This window comes from Novosphingobium sediminis (assembly GCF_007991615.1).
GTDB lineage: Bacteria > Pseudomonadota > Alphaproteobacteria > Sphingomonadales > Sphingomonadaceae > Novosphingobium > Novosphingobium sediminis.
The window spans coordinates 268,511-283,450 of sequence record NZ_BJYR01000012.1 but is presented as its reverse complement, the minus strand read 5'-3'; the positions used below and the strand labels follow the sequence as shown (position 1 = coordinate 283,450).

Below are 14,940 nucleotides of genomic sequence, written 5' to 3'. Positions count from 1 at the left end.
ATTTTGGAGGGTCTTCATGCTAGGAGAGAGGGCATGCCGAAACGAGTCGAAACTGAAGGCTCGGACCATGACGATCGTTCCTTTTGAAGACAGCCCGCCCCTCTCGGATACGGTAACGCCGTATGACGAGCGCCATTTTGTCACATATTTACGGCTACTTGACGCCGCCGATGAAGGTGCGGACTGGACCGAAGTTGTGCAGATCGTCTTTGGGATCGATCCTGCCCTGGAACCGGTCCGGGCGCGTCAGGTCCATGAGACCCACCTCGACCGAGCACGCTGGATGACGTCCCACGGCTACCGACATCTGCTCGATAAAAAGCAAAAAGGCTGAATTCTCGGACACGGATTGGACCCCTTGCACTAAACGCTCCGTCAGAATTTCTGCGCCTCCGGGCATAAGCATCCCCAGATTTTGATACTTGCGGCTTACCCTTGGTTAACAAAGACTTGATGCTTGGCCTTTTTGCCTGTGTTTTGCAGGGGTCTCTATGCCCGGTGGTTCGTCATGGCGGTCACCATCGACCGCGGATCAATATCGCGATCACGACTATGCGGACTTCGCGCAGGAATTCCTGCACCGTAATGCTGATTACCGCCGCGATTTTGCCGAAACCCAAGAGCGCATTGCTCGCTTCCCATCGGTCGAACACAATGAAAAGGAGGGCCTGTCCCGGCGATGGGGCCTGAGCTTTCCCCACCGATCCGCAAGCAAATCCGCGCCAGAGCCCGGCCCATTGGTCGCCCAGCGCATCGCCCGACGTGATTATCGTCGAAACTGCTAACCCGGCCCCCCCGCTGATATGGCTGTCCAGCTGCAAGCCGCTGGCAGAGGTGTCGACATCCGACGGCAAGCATCTTGTTTACGCTAGGGACAGCTACAGACTGCGACTTTGCGTTCGTTTCAGGTCCGCCCTGCCCGTTCCCGCCGTCTCGATACCCTGCGATGAGACATATGAATTGCGCATCGCGGCTGTCACCCGCATGCACCTGATAGCCCGCACTAACAGCGCCTTACCCCAGAGCGCTCACGTCATGACACGCAATCAACGGCTACGGTTGACCCGCTTCCTCGCCATCCACGATGCGCTCGAAGCGGGCGCCTCTTCGCGGGACCTCGCCTACGGCCTGATCATTCCCAACCACCACCGACTTGTCGGTGCGACCTGGAAAGCCTCGAGTGAGCGGCGGCAGGTTCTTCGGCTGATCGCCCAAGCGCGCAGCCTCGTCTCCGGCGGATTTCGCGATATCCTCTTACACCGCTGACCGAGACATTCGGGGTGACAAATTACGGCACGCGCATTCGGTCACTCCCTGCCCATGCCAATCCTCCGCCAAAGCTCGCGAACCCCAGCGACAGCCCGCTGCTGCTGCCAACCTTCGCCGGAGCCTTGCCATGGATGCCAGACCCACCCCCGTGACTGCACGATTTTTGCGGACGCCTGATGCTGCAGTGCACCTCGGGCTTTCGGCCCGCACCCTTGAAAAGCACCGCTGTTTCGGGACGGGGCCGGTCTATCGCAAGCTCGGTGGCCGGATCGTCTATGCGGTGACAGATCTCGACGCATGGGCAGAGCAAGGGCTGCGGCGGTCAACCAGCGATCCCGGCAACGGCATCGTCCACCCAGCCAAGCGTCTTGATGGCTATACTCCGCCGGTCCGGCGCTAAGGCACGCGATGCGACGCCTGTCCGCCTTCCCAGCCAAGCCTGCTCAGCTTGACCTGTTCATGTCCCAAGGCCGCGATATTGCCGCGCGCGACGCGCAGGACCTGATGGCTTGGCCGTTCTTTAGCCTCGCCAAATCAAAGCGAGTCCGTCCGATCGATTTCCGGATGGGTGAGGTTTCGATCCTCGTCGAGGCGACAGCCGAACATGGCATGGCGACTATCTGGGACGCTGATGTCCTCATCTGGGTAGCGAGCCAGATCGTCGAAGCGCGCGATGCCGGTCGGCCTACCTCGCGGTTGATCGCCGCGACCCCGCACGAGATCCTTGCCTTCACCAGGCGAGGCACAGGCAAAGCCAGCTATGAGCGGCTGAAGGCCGGGCTGGATCGCCTGCAATCGACCACCATCGCGACCTCCATCCGCCAGCATGATGCGCGGCGGCGGCACCGCTTTTCGTGGATCAATGAGTGGAAGGAGCGTCTCGATCATTCGGGTCGCGCGCTCGGGATCGAGATGATCATTCCTGACTGGTTCTACGAAGGCGTGATCAATCAGGCGCTCGTGCTCACCATTGATGCCGATTACTTCGCACTGACCGGTGGTCTGGAGCGCTGGCTTTACCGCCTCGTGCGCAAGCATGGGGGCAAACAGCGCGGAGGCTGGAGCTTCGACTTCCAGCACCTTCATTTGAAGTCAGGCGCGCTCTCGCCGCCCAAACGCTTCGCATTCGAGCTGCGCGACATTGCCCGCCGACAAGCGCTGCCGGGATACACGCTCACCATCGAGCATGCACTCGGTCGCGAACGACTGAACTTCGTCGCTGTCCGGCCCGACCCGTTCGACTCAGCAATGCGCGGTCTCGGTTTGCGCTCAACCAACCATCACCCTGTGGATATGTCATGATGCAGCACGGACTATCAGGAACCGCCACACTCGGACCATCAGGAACCGGAAGTTCGGACTATCGGGAACCAAAACACCGTCCAAATTACGGGAAAACATCGGCAATTTTTGCCCTTAACTATCCTAACAAAGAATCCTTCGGATTCTTGCTAACGGCTGCGAGCCTGTGGACAAAAAGCGGGGCGGACCCCGAAAGGCCTGCCGGTACGAGGATGGGTGATGACCCGCAGCTGACCCATGTGACGCTGGTCTGGCGCGAAGGCCAGCATGAGGACTGGATCAAATTCGGCAGGCCCGTTGCCGAACGGATCGTCAGCCGTAGCGAGCGGATCGAGAGCTATATGGCGGGCCAGGTGTTCGCCTTGGTCCGCTGGGCGTCCAACGATTTTGGCACCGTCCGTTCAACCTTGGACGTCGTACAAGCTGTCAGCTCAGGCGAGCATTGCGCAACCGTGCCGCAGGTCGACCCCGGCGGCGCGCTGCTGCTTTCGGTCCATGGCTGGCCCAAAGTCGCGCAAGTCTTCCGGCTTATCGATGCCATCGAAGCGTCAGGCATAGACCCATGCGATGTTGCTCCGGAACATTGGCGACACATCCACAACAGGATGGCGGGCCGGCTCACCCCGCGTGAATACACGCCCGCGCGGCACCGAGCCTGGCTCCAGCGCAAGGCACTTCTGCCATGAAGCGACGCAGCATGATATTTGCAGCCATCGTAGGTTGCGCAACGCTAACGACATTGGCCGTGCCAGTCGCGCGCTTCGCCGTGTGGAATGCGACTGCCTCGGTCCCCACCGGACTCTACGCCATCCGTGGCAAGGCGAGCCTGCACGTCGGCGAGCGGATCGCCATTGAGCCGCCGCCCGAACTGCGCCGATTGCTTGCCGAGCGGCGTTACCTCCCGACAGGCGTCCCGCTGCTGAAGCGCATCGCGGCTGTACGCGGCCAGCGCGTCTGCCGCGATGCATTGAGCATTACGATTGACGGCCAATATGTCGGCGCGGCGCGTCCGCGAGACCGTCTGGGGCGCGCACTGCCGACCTGGGCCGGCTGCCATGTGCTGCGCACCGGCGAGCTATTCGTGATGAACCCAGCAGCGCCCGACAGTTTCGATGGGCGCTATTTCGGCGTGCTGCGTCTGACCCATGTCATTGGTCGCGCGGCCCCAGTCTGGACCGATGAAGCGGGAACAAGCGACCATGTCTGGTTTGCCGACCCGCGCGCCGCCGACACTTCCTTACCCTCAACCCAAGGAGATTGAACCCATGCGTATCGGAACTTTTCGTGCCGCCGACGGCGGCTACAGCGGGCAACTGCAGACGCTGTCGCTCAGCATTGAGATCTCACTCGTCCCGGCAGACCCATCGGACAGTGAGAACGCTCCGGACTTCCGTGTGGTTGCTGGCGAAGATGAAGACGCGCGCGAAGTCGGCGCAGGCTGGAAGCATGTCGGAGAGAAGGCGGGCGACTATGTCAGCTTGCAGATTGATGATCCTGCGTTCGCGCAACCGCTACGCGCCAACCTGTTCAAGGGCGATGACAATGGCCATGTTTTGGTGTGGTCGCGTCCAGCGCGGCGCGAAAAGGCGAACTGAGCCATGCAGCTACGCCGCCTGGGCTTCGCCACGTGGGCTGCGCTCGCTATGTTCGGTGCCGCGCCTGCCTTTGGGCAGGACACTGCCGAACCGGCAGCGCCGCGCACCGTCGACATTGCAGTGCACGTCGCCGAGGCATCGCTGCGTTTCGGCATCCCGGAGCAATGGATCTATGCGGTCATGCGGGCCGAGAGCGCTGGCCGGATCGGCGCGGTATCGTCGGCCGGAGCGATGGGGCTGATGCAGCTCATGCCCGGAACCTGGGCGCGCCAGCGCGCTCGTTTCGGTCTCGGCAGCGATCCGTTCGACCCGCGCGACAACATCTTGGCAGGCACCAGCTATCTTCGCGAAATGTACGACAGTTACGGCGCCTACGGCATGCTCGCCGCGTATAATGCAGGCCCCGGGCGCTATCAGGAGTGGCGCGATCGCGGCCGCCCGCTTCCTGCCGAGACCCGCGCTTATGTCGCAAAGATCGCACCTATCCTGCAATCGGACAACACGGCCACTGTCGTCGCCAGCGCGCCAACTGTGCAGCCACAGCGCATTGCGTGGACACAAAGCCGACTATTCGCGGCGCGAACTGCCGCGGCTGAGGCAACACCGAGCGCGGACATCGGCAAAGAAGCGGCGGCTGCGCCCCCTGCTCCGCTGCGTCCGCACGGCGGCCTTTTCGTTCCCGTCTCGGGGAATCGCGACCAGTGATGGGCCTCCTGCGCATCTGGCGCGTCATGGCGTGGCCTGGCGCAAAATTGTGCGGAAGCGGAGTGACAGGAAAGGATGGGTCAGGAGGATGGCAAGATGAAAGCGGAGCCAGCCGCCGAGGTGTGGGGCCGCAGAATTGCGGGATTTTCACAGCCAGCCGCCCTGCCCCATGGCTGGCTCCAGTCTCGATAATTGTCGCAATTCCGCCGTTCAACGAGCCAGCCGCTGTATCGCATCGCTTGACCTCATGAGTGATGACGATCTGGAAATCAGGCCTGGGCGCATCCGAGATCGCAGTTCCGGCCAAGGCAAAGCGCGCACACTCAAAGCCCAACTGCGGGCACTTGCCAACCGGTCAGGCTGCGGCGGCCGGGCGGGTGGTTCCGCATCGCGACGTAGCACAGGTCGCCTTGCCCGAGGCCGCATCGCAAGCCTGCAGGCAAGCTCCCGCGCAAGTCAGCGCCGTGTGATCGTCAAGGCGAGGATCGTGCGGCATCGCGGGGCTCGCTTCACTGCCGCGCCGCTGGCAAAGCACCTGACCTATCTCAAGCGCGATGGCGTGACCCGCGACGGGAAGGATGCGGCGCTGTTCGGCAGCGGCGACGAGACCGTCGACGGCGGAGCCTTCGCCGAGCGCTGCGCCGATGACCGTCACCATTTCCGTTTCATTGTTTCGCCCGAAGACACGGCCGAACTGGCCGATGTGCGGAGCTTTACCCGAGACCTGCTGAGCCAGATGGAAAGGGATCTTGGCACAGGTCTCGACTGGGTCGCCGTTGACCATTGGAACACCGACAATCCCCACATCCACATTCTGGTACGCGGCAAGGCCGACGATGGCCGCGACCTGGTTATCGACCGCAGCTACATCAGCGAGGGCATGCGGGCTCGTGCCGCGCAGCTGGTGACCATGGAACTGGGCGCACGGACCCAGCAGGACATTGATCGAAGCTTGGCCCGCGAGGTGCAGGCCGATCGCTGGACCGGTCTTGATCGCCAGCTGCAAACGCTTGGTGACGGCCTCGGCGGCGTAGTCGACCTGCGCCCCGATCCGCAGCGGATCGCCAACCCGGCCAACCAGCATCTCATCGGCCGCGCCACAAAACTCGAACGCATGGGCCTGGCAGACAAGATTGCGCCTGGCTGCTGGCGGTTGAAGCCAACACTCGAGCAGACTTTGCGGGAGCTTGGCACCAGAGGTGATATGATCAAGAGGATGCACCGCGCCATGACCGGGCACGGCCTTGCCGCTGAAGCGGGTCGATTTGCCCTTCATGATGAAAGGGCGAGCGAGCCCGTCATCGGGCGACTGGTCGAGCGCGGCCTGCACAATGAGTTGACCGGTCAGGCCTACGCCGTGGTCGATGGCGTGGATGGCAGGGTCCATCATTGCAAATTCTCCGACATCGACATGACCGGTGATGCTGCGCCGGGCGCAATCGTCGAGCTTCGCTCCTGGACTGACCGGCGCGGCCGCGAGCAATCCTCGCTCCTGACCCATTCCGATCGCGATCTTGCTACCCAGGAGCGCAGCCGCGGAGCCACCTGGCTCGACAAGCAATTGATTGCATCGGAGCCGCTGCCGCTCGGTCCAGGCTTTGGCAGCGAAGTCGAAGCAGCGAAAACGCGCCGGCTCGATTATCTGGAAAGCGAGGGTCTTGCCCAGCGGCGCGGTGACCGCTTCGCCCTGTCCCGCAATCTGCTTGGCACCTTGCGCGAGCGCGACCTTGCCGACGCTGGTGCAGCACTTTCGCGTGAACATGGCTTGCCACACCGCCAAAGCCGATCATCCGGTGAGGTGTCTGGCGTTTATCGCCAGCGCATCCAACTCGCTTCGGGCCGGTTTGCGATGATCGACGATGGCCTTGGGTTTTCGCTTGTCCCTTGGTCGAAGCAACTAGACCGGCATCTCGGGCAATATTTGAGCGGTCAGCCGCGGTCTGGTGGTGGCATCGAATGGACACTGGGCCGAAGCCGGTCGATCGAGATATGATGTGGCAAGCTGGCCGCTTTCGTCTCAACCTTGACAATCGCACCATGTGATGCGTATATTCGCGTCAGGAGAAACGACCATGGCAAGCGCAGCAATCACCCATCAAGCGGTTCCAGCAGCGGCTGGCCTGCAGACCTTCTCGGGTGAAGGAGATCGCAAGCGACTGACCGGGGCGGCCATCAAGGCCGTGTTGCGGCTCGTCGATGCCTGGGGTGGCAGCAACGCCGAAGGTGCCGCGCTGCTCGGCGTGTCCGAGAGCACTTGGGATCGGATCAAGGCCGGCAAATGGGACGGCACCTTGAGCCAGGACCAGCTGACCCGGGCCTCCGCCTTGATCGGCGTGTTCAAGGGCCTGCACCTGCTGTTCGCCGATGGTATGGCCGACCGCTGGCCGCGCCTGCCCAATCGCGCGCCGGTGTTCGGCGCAAAGTCGCCGGTCGACGCGATGATCGAAGGCGGCATTCCCCGCATGCTCGAGACCCGGCAGTATATCGACGCCCTGCGTGGCGGGCTCTGAGCCGCAGTCTGCACTGCCGCTGGTGCGTGAGGCGTTCCCGCGCACCATCAGGCTGGTCGCGAGCGCGAGGCTGCGCGAAGCCGTGCTCGCGCCGCTGGCCGACGACACCGACGAACTGGCGCTGCTTGCCGAAATCGAAGGCGCGACCAGCGGGCGGTTGGTGGCAGAGGAACGCGGACTTGGCGCACTCAGCCCCGAAGAACTGGTTCACGGCGTGCCCCATGCCCGCTTCATCAATGCCAGCTTCGCCTATGCCAAACCGCGCGAGCCGATGCGCTTCAACCCTGCGGACCGTGGCGCATGGTATGCGGCGCTGGCGGTTGAAACATGTATTGCCGAAGTCGGGCACCACCTGACCAAGGCACTCGCTGACGCAGGCGATTTCAACGCGGTTGTCGAATATGGCGAAATGCTGGCGAGCATGGCCGGCGTGTTCGTTGACTTGCGCGAGGCAGCGGATCACCCCGCGCTCGATGCCGACCCCGCGACCGGTTATGCCGCTGGCAATGCCGTTGCCGCGCAGGCACGGATCGAGGGCCACAATGGCATCATTTACCCCTCGGTCCGCCACGCCGGTGGCACCTGCATCGCTGCACTGTGGCCCAATGTCGTGCAGTCGGTGGTGCAAGGCGCCATGGTTCGCCTGACCTGGTCGGGCACGCAGGATTATACGTGGGAGCCGATCTAGCGATCTGCGCCAGCGTTCCCGTTTTTACGCCAAGGCCTGCACGCACCAACTCCCCGCTTGCAAACCTCTCCGAAGCTCACCGACCTAGGCGTGAACGAAGCGGAGTTGCGCCATGTCGGCTGCCAAAATCCTGTGGGGTCAGATCCTCGCGGTACTGATCATCATTGTTGCGAGCGTCTGGTTAGCAACCCAATGGACAGCCTCGGCGCTCGGTTTCCAGCCAGAGCTCGGCGTGCCTTGGTTCCACATGTTCGGCCATCCGGTCTATCGCCCCTATGACCTGTTCTGGTGGTGGTTCTCCTATGATGCCTACGCACCACAGATTTTCGACACGGGAGGGATGATCGCCACCTCGGGCGGGTTCGCGGCAATTGTGGTTGCCATCGCGATGTCCGTCTGGCGCGGCCGCGAAAACCGCAACGCCAACACCTATGGCACTGCCCGGTGGGCAACCCGCGATGACATCCGCAAAGCCGGATTATTGGCCGACACCGGGGTTGTGCTCGGACAGTTCCAGAACAACTATCTTCGCCACGACGGGGCTGAACATGTTCTGTGCTTTGCGCCGACACGCTCGGGCAAAGGCGTCGGCCTCGTGATCCCGACCCTGCTGACCTGGCCGGGCTCGGCAATCGTGCATGATATCAAAGGCGAGAACTGGGATATCACGGCCGGTTTTCGCAGCACGTTCAGCCGCACCCTGCGTTTCGATCCAACCAGTCTTGAATCGTCCGCTTATAACCCGCTGCTTGAAGTGCGCCGCGGCCTCAATGAGGTGCGCGACGTGCAGAACATCGCCGATATTCTGGTCGACCCCGAAGGCAGTCTCGAGAAACGCAACCACTGGGAAAAGACCAGCCACGCGCTGCTGGTCGGCGCCATCCTTCACGTGCTTTACGCCGGTGCCGACAAGTCGCTCGCTGGCGTCGCGGCTTTTCTCTCCAATCCCGACGAGACCATTGAGAATACGCTCTATGCGATGATGGACACGCCGCATCTCGGTGAAGCGGGCCCGCACCCGGTCGTTGCCAGCGCAGCGCGCGAGTTGCTCAACAAGTCTGACAACGAAAGATCGGGCGTGCTGTCGACCGCCATGTCGTTCCTTGGTCTCTATCGCGATCCGGTCATCGCCAAGGTCACCAGCCATTCGGATTGGCGGATCGCCGATCTTATCAGCGGGCGACCGACCTCGCTTTATTTGGTCGTGCCACCATCCGATATCAGCCGCACCAAGCCACTGATCCGCCTTATCCTCAATCAGATTGGTCGCCGCCTCACCGAAGAATTCGATCCTGCGACCAAGCGCCAAGGCGTGCTGCTCATGCTCGATGAGTTCCCTGCCCTCGGCCGCCTCGACTTCTTCGAAAGCGCCCTCGCCTTCATGGCAGGCTACGGCCTCAAGGCCTTCCTGATTGCCCAGTCCCTGAACCAGATCGAGCGCGCCTATGGACAGAACAACGCCATCCTCGACAATTGCCATGTTCGCGTTGCCTTCGCGACCAACGATGAGCGCACAGCCAAGCGGGTTTCCGAGGCGCTGGGCACAACCACCGAGCAAAGGTCGATGAAGAACTATGCCGGGCACCGGCTGTCACCCTGGCTTGGCCACCTGATGATCTCGCGCTCTGAAACGGCACGCGCACTCCTCACGCCCGGCGAGATTCTGCAACTGCCGCAGACCGACGAGGTTGTGCTCTTGTCAGGGGCGCCGCCGATCAAGGCCAAGAAGGCACGTTACTATGCCGACCGACGGCTGCAGTCTCGGGTGCTGAGCGCACCTGAGAACTGCGGCCAACTCGTCGGTGCGGGCGCCTCCGATGACTGGAGCGCTCTGCCCCCGATTAAGCCAGACCCCAAATCATCCGAAGACGGCGGCCGAAGGATCGATCCTGCCAACGGCGGCCTGCGGCGCGAGCCTGACCTGCCCGAACATGTCGAAGTGGTTGCACGGCCCAAGTCTCCTGCCGCGGAATTCGACTTTGCCGAAGCTGACGGCGCAGACGCTGATCAATCAGCCGCTAACGGCGAGCGCGTCCGGCGCACTATGGAACGCGGCGCACGGCAGGCCTCGCTCGACCTTGGCGACGGGATCGAACTGTGAAGCTGAAGCGCACGTTTCGGCTGCCGCCCGATGTGATCGACCAGCTTGCAGAGTTCGCAATGCGCAGGCGCGTCGGCCAGCCCGATGTAGTGGAGGCAGCTCTGCGGTCATTCATGTCGCCAGACAACCCTGAACAGCTCGAAGCGGCGCTCAGCCGCCGGCTTGATCGCATCGACCGGCGGCTCGGACAGCTCGATCAGCAGACCGAGATTGCCACTGAGGCTTTGGCCTTGTTCGTGCGGTTCTGGCTTACTGCCAATCCGCCGCTGCCGGATAGTGGCCTTGCCGCAGCGCAAGCGCAAGGCAAGGAGCGGTACGACGGGTTCGTCGAGGCACTCGCGCGCCGATTGGAGGGACGGTCCCGGTTGGGTGATTTTCGATTGTAGATATCGACCGCTAGGATGTTTGACCACACGTCCAACCTTACAATTATGACAAAAAAATGAGAACAAAACGCATACTAAAGTGGGGTAAGCCCCGCATTGATCTGCTAGGCATTCACATCTAAAGTGGGACAATGCGCTATACTCAAAGCCAGATTCGCGAGTTGCTCTCCATTTCGGTGGATGCTCTGCGGACTTGGCGGACAGCAATCCCGGCATTGGCCGCGCATAAGGGGCACGCGCCAAGCTTCACACCGGGAGACGTCGTCGCCATGGCGATCGTGGCCGAACTGGTCAGCGATTTCGGCGTCCGTGTTGGCACGGTTGCCGACCGTTTCGATGATCTATTCAGGGAATGTCGCGGCAGATCTTGGCTCTCGCTGGAAACCTGCGTTGCCCTAATCGAAGCAGATAGCATTCGTCTCGTTGACGCTGAAACGTCGACGCGTCTGTCGCCCAACGCCTCCACTCTATGCGTTCCTTGTGGACCCATCGTGTCGCGATTGCAGTCGGCGCTTACAGCTACCGAGACGGAACTCGATCAAGGCTATCTCCAGTTTCCCCCAACGGCGATCGGCTCGCAAACCGAACGAAGTAGAAGACAAGCATGAGCACCACCTTGGCATCCGCATTGGCGCCGGAGTGGAAAGACCGCTTGGGGCTCACTCATCGGCGCTCGCCTGAACTCTACGAGTCAGCGGAGGCCGTCAGCGACGTGCCGCACGCACCGGCTATCCGTGCCGCCCTCACCGAAATGGGTGTATCGGCGATCTTCTGCGTCCAGGGCATCCCGACTGTCGCAATCCTGGAAGCCGATTACTATGACCGCGCCGCGATAATCGATCTACACGGCGCGCTCTGGAATCAGGGGCTAGCCAGCCTGTTGCTGGTTATCGCCGACGATACGCTCAGGGCGTTTTCACTCGCCCGTACCCCGCTGAGCGATCCCGGCGACGCCTTCGAGGCCCGCTGCCTTTTCGATAGCCTTAGCCTGACGACCGAAACCCTGAAATTTCAAAATCTCATCTATGGCGCGGAATCCGGACGTCTCTGGAAGGATTATGGCGAGTATTTCCCGCCGAAGGAGCGCATCGATCAGGTCCTCCTCGACAACCTGAACGCATCCCACGACCTCCTGCAGAAGGCCGCGCTAGCGCCCGATGCGGCGCAAGCCCTTCTAATACAGGCGATGTTTATCGCCTATCTCGAAGACCGCGAGATCGTAACACCCTCCTACTTCGCGGCAGTCTCCGACAAGAGCGCCGACAGCTTTTCCGCGCTGCTAGAAAAGGGCGACGTCGATCTCTTCCGGTCCTTCTTTCGAACGCTCCACGCGGATTTCAACGGCGATCTGTTCGTCGCCCCGTGCTCCTTCGAGTCGATGGGCGAAGCGCCGGAAGTCACGTCCGCTCATCTGACGATCCTGGCTAGGTTCAGGTCAGGCCGCGAAGAAATGGCGCATTCAGGTCAGCAGCGCTTCTGGGGCTATGACTTCCGCTATATCCCGATCGAGCTGGTCAGCGCCGTCTACGATCGCTTCCTGGGTGAACGCGAAGCCGAGCGCCGCGCCAACGGCGCTTACTACACACCCATGTTCCTGGCCGACACCGTCGTTTCCCAAGTTTGGGAGATGTTGCCTGAAGCGACACGGACGACGGGAAACTTCCTCGACCCCGCCTGCGGTTCGGGTGTTTTCCTGGTTCGCTCGTTCCAGCGGCTCTGTGAGCATTGGCGCGCCAAGCACAAGACCCAGACGATTTCTTGGAAGACGCTGCTATCGTTGCTAAGCCAGATCCACGGCTGGGATCTGAACGGTGGCGCGGTTCGGGTCGCTGTATTCTCGCTCTATGTCGCCCTGCTCGAGGAGGTGTCGCCACGCGACATCCGCAAACTCATCACCCGGGGGAAACTCCTACCGGAACTCTGGGGCAAGACGCTTGTCTGCCGCGACTTCTTCGACGTGTCGCCTGACGGTGCCCGATACGAAGTCATCATCGGCAATCCGCCCTGGACCAGCCGCCGCGGGCCGGCGCGTTCGTCCGTGCAGTGGAGCAAGAAGACAGGCCATCCCATGCCGGGTGGAGAAGACGCCTGGGCATTCAGCTGGAAGGCCCTGTCGCATCTCGTCGACGGTGGACTGATCGCGTTCTTGCTGCCCGCGATGGGGTTTCTGCACAACCACGCCTCAAACACGGTCGAAGCGCGTGATGCGTTCTTTCGAAAATCCCAGGTCCGTCGCGTCATCAACTTCGCCGACCTTCGATTCCAGCTTTTCGAGAAAGCTCATCGTCCCACCGCCCTGATCATCTACGGCAGCGCCAATCCTGATAATTTCCCATATCGCTTCGACTACTGGGCACCAAAGGCCGACCTTAATCTGCGCATCAAGCGCGTCATCACCCTGAGCAGCGCCGACAAGGCCACCCTCGGCGTCGGCGCGGTTCTGGATAACTCGCTCATTTTCAAGCAGCGCCTCTGGATGCGCGAGCCGGACGCCAAACTCTTCGCCTACTTCGCGAGGTTTCCTAAGCTCGCAGCCTTCGTGACCGATTACGGTAGCCTGAGTCGCCGCCGCGAAAAACCGGGCGATCGATGGGTGATCGGGCAAGGCTATCAGCCCTTCAATGAGGATAGCGAGAGCGACGCGCCACCGCTCGCCAGCGAGTATGTCGGCCGACTGCCTGACCTGCCGATCGCCGCCTATTCACGTCTGGCTCAGGCTGCGGCCGGCTTGCCGCCGGCCGCGTCATCGACGGTTCGCCGCCGTGGGTTTGAGCCCGGGTTCGACGGCTCGCGCATCCTTGTCCCACGTGGGGTGGAGACGTCGCAAAACCGCCTTCGCGCCGCCTATTGCGATCAGCCGCTGACCTTCCAGGATATCGTTCAGGCGATCGTGGTGCCGGACGGCCAGAGCGACCGCGCGAAAGTCCTGACCGCGATCCTCAACAGTCGCATCGCGGTCTGGTACGCCTTTCATGGCACCGCGTCGTTTGGTTCGGATCGCCCTGAAGTCAAGCAAGCTGATCTGCTGCGATTGCCGTTTCCATCACCCGATGATGTCCCCGATCAAGCCGCTGCCGCTAAGGCCGCCCTTGAGCTGATCGCGATCGTGGACGACGCACGCGAACATTCCAATAAGCCCTTCTCGATGCAGATCGACGAGAGCGAAGTCCTTCGGAAAATCGACGAACTTGCATATCAATATTTCTGCCTGGCGCCCGATGAAATCGCACTGATCGACGATACCGTCGAGGCTATCCTGCCCGCGCTGCAGCCCCATGAAGGCCACTTCCCGAAACTGTGGGGCGCGCCGGACCAACAGCAGCGGGCGCAATACGCCCACACATTGGCGGCCAGCCTCGCGGACTGGTTCAAAGGCAAAAAGATCGATGCGCGCCTCGTCGCGCGCGGCGCTGACCTGGCGATTCTTCGTCTGCACCTGGACGGCCATGAAGACTATGTCGAGGATACGGCCGGCGAGCTCGGCGACGTACTCGAGCAACTCGCATCCCACATCCAGAGGCCCCTAGATGGCAATTTCCAGCTCATGCCGGACCTGCGCGTTTTCGTCGGCGACTGCCTTTACCTCATCAAGCCCATGCAAATGCGCTTCTGGCTACGCTCCACCGCGCTCGCAGACGCCGACGGAATAGCGCTCGACCTCCAGCAAGCCGCCGCCCTGCCGCAACAGCGAGGCGCGGACTAATGCTGATCGGCGACGTTCAGGGATGGGTCGACAACTTCGTTTCATTCGATGATCGCTTCCTAGAAAGGATCGCGGCGGCGTGGCCGGACTGCATGGCGGTTCTTCCCGGACAGCCCGGCGAAGATGACATCACCATCAACCTCGTCGATCGCCTCGCTAAGGATGTCGTGGTGCGCCGGCTGTGCCACTGGGTCGAATATCAGTTCGAGCCGTTCGGCCTTGCCGCTGACGGGTCGAAGTTCAGCAAAGGCATCATCGATATTGCCGTGCTCTTCGACTGGGATCGACAGCGCTACCTGGCCTACGAGTGCAAGCGACTCAACGTGATTAACGGCAAGAGCCGCAGTTCCCTGGCCACCGTGTATGTCACCCAAGGCATGATGCGTTTTCTCACCGAGCAGTATGCTGAACAACTGCCTATGGGTTGCATGCTGGGCTATGTGCTCGACGGCGATGTGCCCTTCGCCCAATCGCGGATCGCCGACGCCATCGGCGGCCATGTTCCTCTTGCGCTCGTCGAGGGACCTACACCCCTTGCCGCGATTGAAACGATCGCGCGTTTCCGTACAAGGCACACCCGCCCAACCGGATCGCAGATCGAGCTTCGCCACGCGCTATTTCCGAAGCCATCAGCGGCCGCTCCAACTGGCTAACGAAATGGACACGCATGACGGTCCTCGC

17 protein-coding genes are annotated in these 14,940 nt (G+C 61.9%); all 17 read left to right on the top strand.

Annotated features, from left to right (window positions below):
- Positions 1-67: 67 nt before the first annotated feature.
- The 17 genes from NSE01_RS09765 (at position 68) to NSE01_RS09685 (ending at position 14,912) form a co-directional block, all read left to right on the top strand.
- Positions 68-334 (top strand): DNA -binding domain-containing protein, encoded by a 267-nt coding sequence (locus NSE01_RS09765; protein WP_082730566.1) that lies wholly within the window; start codon positions 68-70, stop codon positions 332-334.
- 157 nt (positions 335-491) lie between these two features.
- Entirely contained in the window at positions 492-785 is a 294-nt protein-coding gene (locus tag NSE01_RS21750) for a transcriptional regulator domain-containing protein (protein WP_168727490.1), read from the top strand.
- Positions 763-1,266: a DUF2285 domain-containing protein gene (locus tag NSE01_RS21275; RefSeq protein ID WP_066652302.1), complete on the top strand. Its 504-nt coding sequence runs from the start codon at positions 763-765 to the stop codon at positions 1,264-1,266. Before NSE01_RS21750 ends, NSE01_RS21275 begins: the two co-directional genes overlap by 23 nt.
- A gap of 130 nt (positions 1,267-1,396) precedes the next feature.
- On the top strand, positions 1,397-1,669 hold the full coding sequence (locus NSE01_RS09750; protein WP_066652303.1) for a helix-turn-helix transcriptional regulator: 273 nt from the start codon (positions 1,397-1,399) through the stop codon (positions 1,667-1,669).
- Positions 1,670-1,677: 8 nt separating this feature from the next.
- Positions 1,678-2,571 (top strand): replication initiator protein A, encoded by an 894-nt coding sequence (locus NSE01_RS09745; RefSeq protein WP_147159386.1) that lies wholly within the window; start codon positions 1,678-1,680, stop codon positions 2,569-2,571.
- Positions 2,568-3,257: a DUF2840 domain-containing protein gene (locus NSE01_RS09740; protein WP_307725975.1), complete on the top strand. Its 690-nt coding sequence runs from the start codon at positions 2,568-2,570 to the stop codon at positions 3,255-3,257. Before NSE01_RS09745 ends, NSE01_RS09740 begins: the two co-directional genes overlap by 4 nt.
- A complete protein-coding gene (locus tag NSE01_RS09735) occupies positions 3,254-3,832 on the top strand; it encodes a S26 family signal peptidase (RefSeq protein WP_147159385.1) in 579 nt (192 codons plus the stop codon). The genes NSE01_RS09740 and NSE01_RS09735 overlap by 4 nt, the downstream gene beginning before the upstream one ends.
- A 4-nt stretch (positions 3,833-3,836) precedes the next feature.
- Positions 3,837-4,166, top strand: coding sequence for a DUF736 domain-containing protein (locus tag NSE01_RS09730; protein ID WP_066531896.1), 330 nt, complete (start codon positions 3,837-3,839; stop codon positions 4,164-4,166).
- 3 nt (positions 4,167-4,169) lie between these two features.
- On the top strand, positions 4,170-4,871 hold the full coding sequence (locus NSE01_RS09725; RefSeq protein WP_066531897.1) for a lytic transglycosylase domain-containing protein: 702 nt from the start codon (positions 4,170-4,172) through the stop codon (positions 4,869-4,871).
- Positions 4,872-5,118: 247 nt separating this feature from the next.
- Entirely contained in the window at positions 5,119-6,864 is a 1,746-nt protein-coding gene (locus NSE01_RS09720; RefSeq protein WP_147159384.1) for a relaxase/mobilization nuclease domain-containing protein, read from the top strand.
- A 79-nt stretch (positions 6,865-6,943) separates the two neighbouring features.
- Positions 6,944-7,381 carry an antitoxin Xre-like helix-turn-helix domain-containing protein gene (locus NSE01_RS09715; RefSeq protein ID WP_147159383.1) on the top strand — a complete coding sequence of 146 codons (438 nt, stop codon included), beginning with the start codon at positions 6,944-6,946 and terminating at the stop codon, positions 7,379-7,381.
- Entirely contained in the window at positions 7,368-8,069 is a 702-nt protein-coding gene (locus tag NSE01_RS09710; RefSeq protein WP_147159382.1) for an RES family NAD+ phosphorylase, read from the top strand. Before NSE01_RS09715 ends, NSE01_RS09710 begins: the two co-directional genes overlap by 14 nt.
- Before the next feature lie 112 nt (positions 8,070-8,181).
- Positions 8,182-10,170, top strand: a complete 1,989-nt coding sequence (locus tag NSE01_RS09705) for a conjugal transfer protein TraG (protein ID WP_147159381.1) — start codon at positions 8,182-8,184, stop codon at positions 10,168-10,170.
- Positions 10,167-10,556, top strand: coding sequence for a CopG family transcriptional regulator (locus NSE01_RS09700; protein WP_147159380.1), 390 nt, complete (start codon positions 10,167-10,169; stop codon positions 10,554-10,556). Before NSE01_RS09705 ends, NSE01_RS09700 begins: the two co-directional genes overlap by 4 nt.
- A 269-nt stretch (positions 10,557-10,825) precedes the next feature.
- Positions 10,826-11,164, top strand: coding sequence for a hypothetical protein (locus tag NSE01_RS09695; RefSeq protein ID WP_218033260.1), 339 nt, complete (start codon positions 10,826-10,828; stop codon positions 11,162-11,164).
- Positions 11,161-14,259: an HsdM family class I SAM-dependent methyltransferase gene (locus NSE01_RS09690; RefSeq protein ID WP_147159378.1), complete on the top strand. Its 3,099-nt coding sequence runs from the start codon at positions 11,161-11,163 to the stop codon at positions 14,257-14,259. Before NSE01_RS09695 ends, NSE01_RS09690 begins: the two co-directional genes overlap by 4 nt.
- On the top strand, positions 14,259-14,912 hold the full coding sequence (locus NSE01_RS09685; RefSeq protein WP_147159377.1) for a hypothetical protein: 654 nt from the start codon (positions 14,259-14,261) through the stop codon (positions 14,910-14,912). The genes NSE01_RS09690 and NSE01_RS09685 overlap by 1 nt, the downstream gene beginning before the upstream one ends.
- The last annotated feature ends 28 nt before the right edge of the window (positions 14,913-14,940 follow it).

Coding starts and splice junctions, on each gene's coding strand:
- NSE01_RS09765 (WP_082730566.1), top strand. CDS start 68: ATGACGATCGTTCCTTTTGAAGACAGCCCGCCCCTCTCGGATACGGTA.
- NSE01_RS09750 (WP_066652303.1), top strand. CDS start 1,397: ATGGATGCCAGACCCACCCCCGTGACTGCACGATTTTTGCGGACGCCT.
- NSE01_RS09715 (WP_147159383.1), top strand. CDS start 6,944: ATGGCAAGCGCAGCAATCACCCATCAAGCGGTTCCAGCAGCGGCTGGC.
- NSE01_RS21750 (WP_168727490.1), top strand. CDS start 492: ATGCCCGGTGGTTCGTCATGGCGGTCACCATCGACCGCGGATCAATAT.
- NSE01_RS09720 (WP_147159384.1), top strand. CDS start 5,119: ATGAGTGATGACGATCTGGAAATCAGGCCTGGGCGCATCCGAGATCGC.
- NSE01_RS09685 (WP_147159377.1), top strand. CDS start 14,259: ATGCTGATCGGCGACGTTCAGGGATGGGTCGACAACTTCGTTTCATTC.
- NSE01_RS09690 (WP_147159378.1), top strand. CDS start 11,161: ATGAGCACCACCTTGGCATCCGCATTGGCGCCGGAGTGGAAAGACCGC.
- NSE01_RS09705 (WP_147159381.1), top strand. CDS start 8,182: ATGTCGGCTGCCAAAATCCTGTGGGGTCAGATCCTCGCGGTACTGATC.
- NSE01_RS09725 (WP_066531897.1), top strand. CDS start 4,170: ATGCAGCTACGCCGCCTGGGCTTCGCCACGTGGGCTGCGCTCGCTATG.
- NSE01_RS09735 (WP_147159385.1), top strand. CDS start 3,254: ATGAAGCGACGCAGCATGATATTTGCAGCCATCGTAGGTTGCGCAACG.
- NSE01_RS09745 (WP_147159386.1), top strand. CDS start 1,678: ATGCGACGCCTGTCCGCCTTCCCAGCCAAGCCTGCTCAGCTTGACCTG.
- NSE01_RS09740 (WP_307725975.1), top strand. CDS start 2,568: ATGATGCAGCACGGACTATCAGGAACCGCCACACTCGGACCATCAGGA.
- NSE01_RS09695 (WP_218033260.1), top strand. CDS start 10,826: ATGGCGATCGTGGCCGAACTGGTCAGCGATTTCGGCGTCCGTGTTGGC.
- NSE01_RS09730 (WP_066531896.1), top strand. CDS start 3,837: ATGCGTATCGGAACTTTTCGTGCCGCCGACGGCGGCTACAGCGGGCAA.